Annotated in this window: 6 protein-coding genes; 3 read left to right on the forward strand and 3 right to left on the reverse strand. The window is 48.2% G+C overall.

Going from position 1 to position 7,139, the window contains the following annotated elements; translation table 11 throughout:
* The first annotated feature begins 13 nt into the window (after positions 1 to 13).
* Positions 14 to 655 carry a methyltransferase domain-containing protein gene (locus QUB14_RS14725; protein WP_333217689.1) on the forward strand — a complete coding sequence of 214 codons (642 nt, stop codon included), beginning with the start codon at positions 14 to 16 and terminating at the stop codon, positions 653 to 655.
* Between the two features lie 185 nt (positions 656 to 840).
* Here QUB14_RS14725 and QUB14_RS14730 read toward each other — a convergent pair whose 3' ends face one another.
* From QUB14_RS14730 to QUB14_RS14740, 3 genes are all read right to left on the reverse strand, one after another.
* Positions 841 to 972 carry a hypothetical protein gene (locus tag QUB14_RS14730; RefSeq protein WP_333217690.1) on the reverse strand — a complete coding sequence of 44 codons (132 nt, stop codon included), beginning with the start codon at positions 970 to 972 and terminating at the stop codon, positions 841 to 843.
* A 78-nt stretch (positions 973 to 1,050) separates the two neighbouring features.
* Positions 1,051 to 2,751, reverse strand: coding sequence for a pentapeptide repeat-containing protein (locus QUB14_RS14735; RefSeq protein WP_333217691.1), 1,701 nt, complete (start codon positions 2,749 to 2,751; stop codon positions 1,051 to 1,053).
* A 423-nt stretch (positions 2,752 to 3,174) separates the two neighbouring features.
* A complete protein-coding gene (locus tag QUB14_RS14740) occupies positions 3,175 to 3,591 on the reverse strand; it encodes a hypothetical protein (RefSeq protein WP_333217692.1) in 417 nt (138 codons plus the stop codon).
* A gap of 255 nt (positions 3,592 to 3,846) precedes the next feature.
* Here QUB14_RS14740 and QUB14_RS14745 point away from each other — a divergent pair, with 255 nt between their 5' ends.
* Both QUB14_RS14745 and QUB14_RS14750 read left to right on the forward strand, forming a co-directional pair.
* Positions 3,847 to 5,616 (forward strand): S8 family peptidase, encoded by a 1,770-nt coding sequence (locus QUB14_RS14745; RefSeq protein ID WP_333217693.1) that lies wholly within the window; start codon positions 3,847 to 3,849, stop codon positions 5,614 to 5,616.
* Positions 5,613 to 5,834: a hypothetical protein gene (locus tag QUB14_RS14750; RefSeq protein WP_006634386.1), complete on the forward strand. Its 222-nt coding sequence runs from the start codon at positions 5,613 to 5,615 to the stop codon at positions 5,832 to 5,834. The genes QUB14_RS14745 and QUB14_RS14750 overlap by 4 nt, the downstream gene beginning before the upstream one ends.
* The last annotated feature ends 1,305 nt before the right edge of the window (positions 5,835 to 7,139 follow it).

Below are 7,139 nucleotides of genomic sequence, written 5' to 3' on the forward strand. Positions count from 1 at the left end.
ATAACTCAATGCTATGTCTGATAACCATCTGCACAAGAACCATCCAGTTGTTCAAGAATACTCGCGTTTAGCTTCTGATTATGATGTCAAATGGTCGTTCTACATTCAAGCGACGACCCAAGAAACACTCAACCGATTTAAACTACAACCGACCGATCGGGTGCTAGATGTCGGTTGCGGTACAGGTATACTTCTTCAGCAGCTTGCATTGACTTACCCACAATCTCGATTGTTTGGTGTCGATCCAGTGCCAGAAATGTTGCAAGTTGCTCGACAGAGACTTCCCCCGACAATTGAATTGTCTCAGGGATGGGCCCAAAAGCTCCCTTTCGAGGATGAACAGTTTGATGTCGTGGTTTCATGCAATATGTTTCACTACATTCATCAGCCTATGACTGCACTTCAAGAAATGCGCCGCGTTCTTCGTTCAGGTGGGGAGTTGGTCATTACAGATTGGTGTGACGACTATTGGACGTGCCGTATTTTCGATATATTTCTCCGTCGATTCGATCGCGCTCACTTCAAGACTTATGGCGAACAAGAGTGCAGGCGAATCCTAGAAGATGCTGGGTACAATGATGTGTATATAGAACGCTATAAAATAAATTGGTTTTGGGGATTAATGACAGCCAAAACGGTAAAGCACCCAGCCTAACAACCGTGTTGCAGCGAACAGTATCGAGATATTGGTGATGGTGCAAAAGCTATATTTAATCTACGGTAAAAGATATATTTAATGTAGAGAGCAGCAATTTCGGAATTATAACTAATCTTCCTAAACTTTTATCTCAAAAATAAAAAGTATACACTGTGATACTGGCTTTTCAATTCTATGTCAATTTATTCCCACAAAAGAGCGATCGCATACCGCACTGCTTCCCCCATTAGCGAACAACGATCGCGATCCGAAGCTGTTTTCTCCCACGTGAGCAACTGTTCCCGAAAAGCCGGGTCTTGCTTCGCCCGCTGCACGAGGCTTGCAGTTTCCCACGCAGAACAGCAAGTGCGGGCATTAGCGGGCCGCGGGCTTCAAGTGTTAACGATTAACTGTTAATAATCGATCAAAAGGGCGATCGCATACCGCACCGCTTCCCCCATCATCGAACCGCGAACGCGATCGGACGCCGTTTTCTCCCACGCGAGCAACTGGTCCCGAAAAGCCGGGTCTTGCTTGGCCCGCTGCACGATCGCCTGACTGATGACTTTCTTTTGAATCTGCTCTGTCGGGATACCTTGCTGCTTCAAATAATCCAACAGCCGCTGCACGCTTTCGGAGAATTTATCCGGCGTCTGAGACATCAAAATAAACGAAATTTGGCGCACCATGCGCTGGTAGATTTCCTGTCTCCTGAGCAATATTTCCTTGTGACTCGGCTCCGCATTGTTACTAGGAACAGCCAAGTCGAGCACACTCAAAATTTCAGCGTCCTTGGCTAAAACCTTTTCCAACATATCTGGATAAAGCTCCAAAATGCGCTCGCCCAAAATCTTGCCGTTCACCAAACGGTTCGCGCTCAGCCTCAGTAAATTTTGTTCTCCGGCAGACTCAAAAAATTGAACATTCAATTTGAGTTCGCGGCTTTCCAGCTCCACGCGACGCAGCGTAAAAACCAAAGCCTCCCAATTAGGAGCTTCCTCAAAAAACACCTTCACAATAGAACTGTCCTCTTGATGCTGCCGCCCCAACTCCCCAGACTCAAAATCGCGATCGACCGGCAAGCGATTTGCCGCAACTTTCGCACTATAATCAAACTGAGTAAAAACATAGCTGCAGTCAACTCTCGACAGATCGACATCTTGAACTTGCCAATTTTGAATGCAGCAACCCGTAAGCTGCGCCCCCTCCAAATTCGTCCGAATCAAACGGCACTCAATCAAACAAGCTTCTCTTAAATCCGCCTCACCCAACATCGCATCCATCAAATAAGCGCCGCTCAAATCAGCTTTCCGCAAATCTGCACTGCGTAAATTAGCTTCGCTCAAATCCGCCCGCAGCAAATACACTCCTTGCAGGTTAGCTCGCAGCAAAAGCGCCTTCTTGAAACTCGCTTTCAATAAATAAGAACCCGCCAGATTAGCTCGACTCAAATCAGCGTTATCCAGCACCGCCTCAGTCAAATCCGCACCCGCCAGCACAGCTCGGTGCAAGTCAGCGCCCGTCAGATTTGCCGATCGCATTTGAGCGCCATTCAAGTCAGATTCAATCAAATTTACACCGATTAAAATTGCCGATCGCAAATTCGCTTCCACCAAATGCGCTTCCCGCAAATTAGCACCCGTTAAATTAGCACCAACAAGACTGGCGCGGTTGAGATTGGCCTCCATCAATTCCGCCACCATCAACTTTGCGCCGTCGAGTTTAGCCCCAGCCAAATTAATTTGGTCAGATTTAACTCCTTGAAGATTAGCACCGCCCAAATCCGCTTCGGGGAACGCGGCCCAATTGAGTTCTGCTGCTTCCAAACAAGCAAGGCGCAAATCCGCTTTAGCAAGATTTGCCCCGCTCAAATTGGCGCCGCTCAGGTTCGCCCCAGCCAGCCCCGCACTGCGGAGATCCGCGCGCCGCAAACAAGCCCCTATCAACTTGGCATTGCTCAAAAAAGACCAGCTCAAGTTAGCACCGGTCAAGTTAGCACCAGTGAGGTCTATTTCTCGCAGGTTAACACCGCTTAAACTAGCGCCGCTGAGGTCAATGTGACCGAAGTTGCGCTCTCCCTGTTGATAGCGCTGTAAAAATTCTTGTGTTTGCATTCCGCTGATTGGGGGGCTGGCAATTTAGCTGTTTTAGGACGCGCTGGTCAATAACTTTAACTGGAAGGTACGCACGGAACACGAGCGGGCGCACGGGGACACTACTCTTACTACTTACTGCAAGAACTCATGTCCTCCGGGCGATCCCTGGGTACTTTACCCTATAGATTGCAGTTCAAAGGATTTGTTGCGTAAGCTCTATTTCTACTACCAGTTTTACAGACTTTTTTAACTTAAAGCAGCAGAGTTAACATCTTATACGCTTGGAGCATCTCATATTGGTAAAAACACTTCTTCTGGCTCTTTCCTTCTTCCTGTTTCCTCCTACCTCCTGCTTCCTGTCTCCTGCCTCAAAACTCCAATTTTGGGCTTGGTTGCTTTCATTGAGACGCTCCCTATACGCTGCCCTGCCGGAGAGTGTTTTTACCTAAAGCGCTGCAATTCTTGCTGCAAGTATTTTCCCCATTTAGTCGCTAGAGGAATTTCTGTAAAAGGAACCTGCACCGCAGCCGCATCTTTGAACAAAAATTCGAGGGCGATTGGACTTCCCGAATTCGGCGGTGACTCTAAATCAACTGCCTGAGAGTTGACTAACAACCGCAGCGACTCCACGTTTTTTAAAGAAAATGTTTGCAAATTTACCGGCCCGCTGCGAGTAGGTTTTCCCCAAGTTAAACTGTCTTCTTGCTGACCGAGTACAGCATAAATATCGTACTTGGCTTTAGCGAATTGTTCCGCCCAGACGCGATACGCTTCCAGCTTTTGATACTCGTTCCATCCAGCCCAAGCTAGAGAAATAAAAATTGCCAGCAGCGGCAGCCACATTAAACCTCTTTCCATGCAATACCCTTGTTGAAAATACTCGCTTGTTCTGTTTCTGATCTTCTCTAATGATACAATTAATTGAACTCCTAAAACTTGCTCTGCAATTTCAACTATAAATTAGAGCAATTTTTGATCGACCAAGAGCCACAGCCGAAAAATACCAAACGCCCGCGTGCGAGATATCCACAAGCCACAGCAAGGAAAACTGGCGCTGGCGGTGAAAATTGGGTTATTGTGGTGAACACGCCTTCCCTAAACGGACGATCGGCAATGAAAAAGTTTTTCCTTCTGTGCTTATTTTTAATCGGGCTCGGCTGGGCGATTTCAAATTTCCCAGGACTTGCTACTCAAGGCACTTACGACTCGATTGTGCTGGATTTCCGCGAAGATTTGGGTGCTGCTGAGATTGCGAAAGAAGTAAATGCGATCGCCCAACAGTACCAAGTCGCACCCCAACTCAACAGCGAATTCTCAGCGGGCGACAATGTATATGTAGTTAAGGGCGATCGCACTTTGCTAAAAGCCCTGAAAAAATCAAATTTGGCTAAAGATACCGAATACATTGAACCGAACTACGTCTACAGCGCTTTCGAGATTCCCAACGACCCCATGTATACCAAGCAGTGGAATCTCCGCAGCATCAACGTAGAATCTGCCTGGAACGAAACCAAAGGCAGCGGCACAACAGTAGCGATAATTGACACGGGTATTACTCCAGTCGCTGACTTAAAAGAAACCAAATTTGTACCGGGCTACGACTTTGTAAACGATCGCGCCGAAGCCTACGACGACAACGGCCACGGCACTCACGTCGCCGGTACAGTCGCCCAATCAACTAACAACAATTATGGCGTTGCGGGCATCGCCTACGAAGCAGCTTTAATGCCGCTAAAAGTGTTAGGCGGCAGCGGTGGCGGCACGGTTTCCGACATCGCCGAAGCGATCAAATTTGCTGCTGACAACGGCGCCGACGTGATTAACATGAGTCTCGGCGGCGGCGGCGAAAGCCAGTTAATGTCCGAGGCGATCGACTACGCCCACTCTAAAGGCGTTGTCATCATCGCAGCAGCCGGCAACTCCGGCGAGAGTTCCGCTTCCTATCCCGCCCGCTATCCCCACGTCATCGGCGTTTCCGCCCTCGGCCCCGACGACGAAAAAGCCTCTTACTCGAATTTCGGCGCAGGGGTTGACATTGCAGCCCCGGGCGGTTCTGAAATGGGCAAGATCCTGCAAAGTACGATCGACCCGGAAACCGGCGCCGAAGTCTTTGAAGGCTACCAAGGCACTAGCATGGCTTCTCCCCACGTTGCAGCCGTTGCAGCCCTTGTCAAGGCCTCGGGCATCACAGAACCAGACTCGATTCGCAGTGTACTCTTGCAGTCCTCGCGAACTGTCACTGAAGATCCGTTAAACCATTTTGGTTCAGGACACCTAGACGCAGCCGCAGCAGTTCAGCTAGCCCAGCGCGGACAAATCAACTTCCGCGATTTCTTCCGCTGGCTGCGCGATAACGGCTATCTCAACCCCCGCTTTTGGATAGACGGCGGTGCAGTCGCCCTCTTGCCTAAAATTGCAATGGTGCTCGGTTCTTACCTGCTGGCTTTCTTTATGCGGAATTATTTCCCCTTCGCCTGGACTTGGGGCTTTTCCGGCGGCTTGATTGCTGGCAGTTCTGGGTTCTTTGGGCTGCGAAATCTGTTTGTATTTGACTTGCCGCAGTGGCCACTGCGGGTGATGGGCAGTTCTATTCCCGAACTCGGCGGCGCAATTAATGGCAGCAGTATGCTAAATCCCTTTTTTGCTAGCGTTTTGATTCCTGGGATTTTGATTGCTTTGCTATTAGGACATCGACAGTGGAAGTGGATCGCGATCGCAATTTCGATCGGTTTTGCCAGCAGTTTAGCGGTGAATGCTTTCCTGTCGCCCGCAGTCTGGGGATTGGGCACAGGTTGGGTATCACAAACATTCTTGATTGTCAATGCTTTACTGTGTTTCGGACTGGCACGTTTAGCAATTAAAACAGAGGTGCGATCGGCATGAGTATTACTGTCAAAGGTGTAATTGAACGCAAAGGATTGGGTCCCGGTACTTGGGCTTTGGTCGGCGAAGATGGGGAAACTTACGAACTTAAGGATGCTCCTTCTGATTTGAAAAAAGCTGGTTTGAAAGTCAGTGTTAAAGGTGAAGTGCGTAAGGATGTGATGACTTTTGCTATGATCGGCCCGGTTCTTGAGGTGCAGTCTTTTGAGGCGAATTAGCCTAATTGGTTAATGCAGCTTTTGAGCTAAAAAAAACCCCGGCCAAAATTGGCTGGGGTTTATTAATCAGGGTGCATCTACTAATTTAATCTCCCGCCTCACAGCACCTCTTTCAGGACAGTTTGGCAGAATTTGCGAACATTGGCGGCGAGGGCGTGCGCTCGGCAAAAAAAAACCCCAAACCAAAATTGGTCGGGAGTTAATTAATCAGGGTGCATCTACTAATTTAGTCTCCGGCTTTACACCACCTCTTTCAGGACACTTTGGTAGACTTTGCGGAAATTTGTGGCTAGGGCGTGCGCTCGGCAAAAAAAAACCCGGCCAAAATTGGTCGGGAGTTAATTAATCAGGGTGCATCTACTAATTTAGTCTCCGGCTTCACACCACCTCTTTCAGGACACTTTGGTAGACTTTGCGGAAATTTGTGGCTAGGGCGTGCGCTCGGCAAAAAAAAACCCGGCCAAAATTGGTCGGGAGTTAATTAATCAGGGTGCATCTACTAATTTAGTCTCCGGCTTCACACCACCTCTTTCAGGACACTTTGGTAGACTTTGCGGAAATTTGTGGCTAGGGCGTGCGATCGGCAAAAAAAACCCGGCCAAAATTGGTCGGGAGTTAATTAATCAGGGTGCATCTACTAATTTAGTCTCCGGTTCGAGGTGCACCTGTTCCGGACAGTTTGCGAAAATTTGCGAAAATTCGTGGTTTAGGGCGCGATAGCAAAAAAAAAACCCGGCCAAAATTGGTCGGGAGTTAATTAATCAGGGTGCATCTACCAATTAAGCTTCCTGAGAATTCGAGCGCAATCCGGATAACCTCAAACTTTTTCAGCATCACCGTCGATATCGCAAAAAAAAACCCCAAACCAAAATTGGTCGGGAGTTAATTAATCAGGGTGCATCTACCAATTAAGCTTCCTGAGAATTTGAGCGCAATCCGGACAACCTCAAACTTTTTCAGCATCAACGTCGATACCGCAAAAAAAACCCCAAACCAAAATTGGTCGGGAGTTATTTAATCAGGGTGCATCTACTAATTTAGTCTCCCGTCTCACAGCACCTCTTTCAGGACACTTTGGGAGAATTTGGGAGAATTTGTGGCGAGGGCGTGCGATCGACAAAAAAAACCCGGCCAAAATTGGTCGGGAGTTAATTAATCAGGGTGCATCTACTAATTTAATCTCCCGCCTCACAGCACCTCTTTCAGGACACTTTGGCAGAATTTAGGACAATACGGTTCAGTTAAGGCTCAAATAGTGGTAAATTAGGTATGGTGTCCAAAAATGGAGAGCAAGTAAGGTGCATC

The sequence above is a fragment of the Microcoleus sp. B3-D2 genome, from assembly GCF_036705345.1.
Lineage (GTDB): Bacteria > Cyanobacteriota > Cyanobacteriia > Cyanobacteriales > Microcoleaceae > Microcoleus.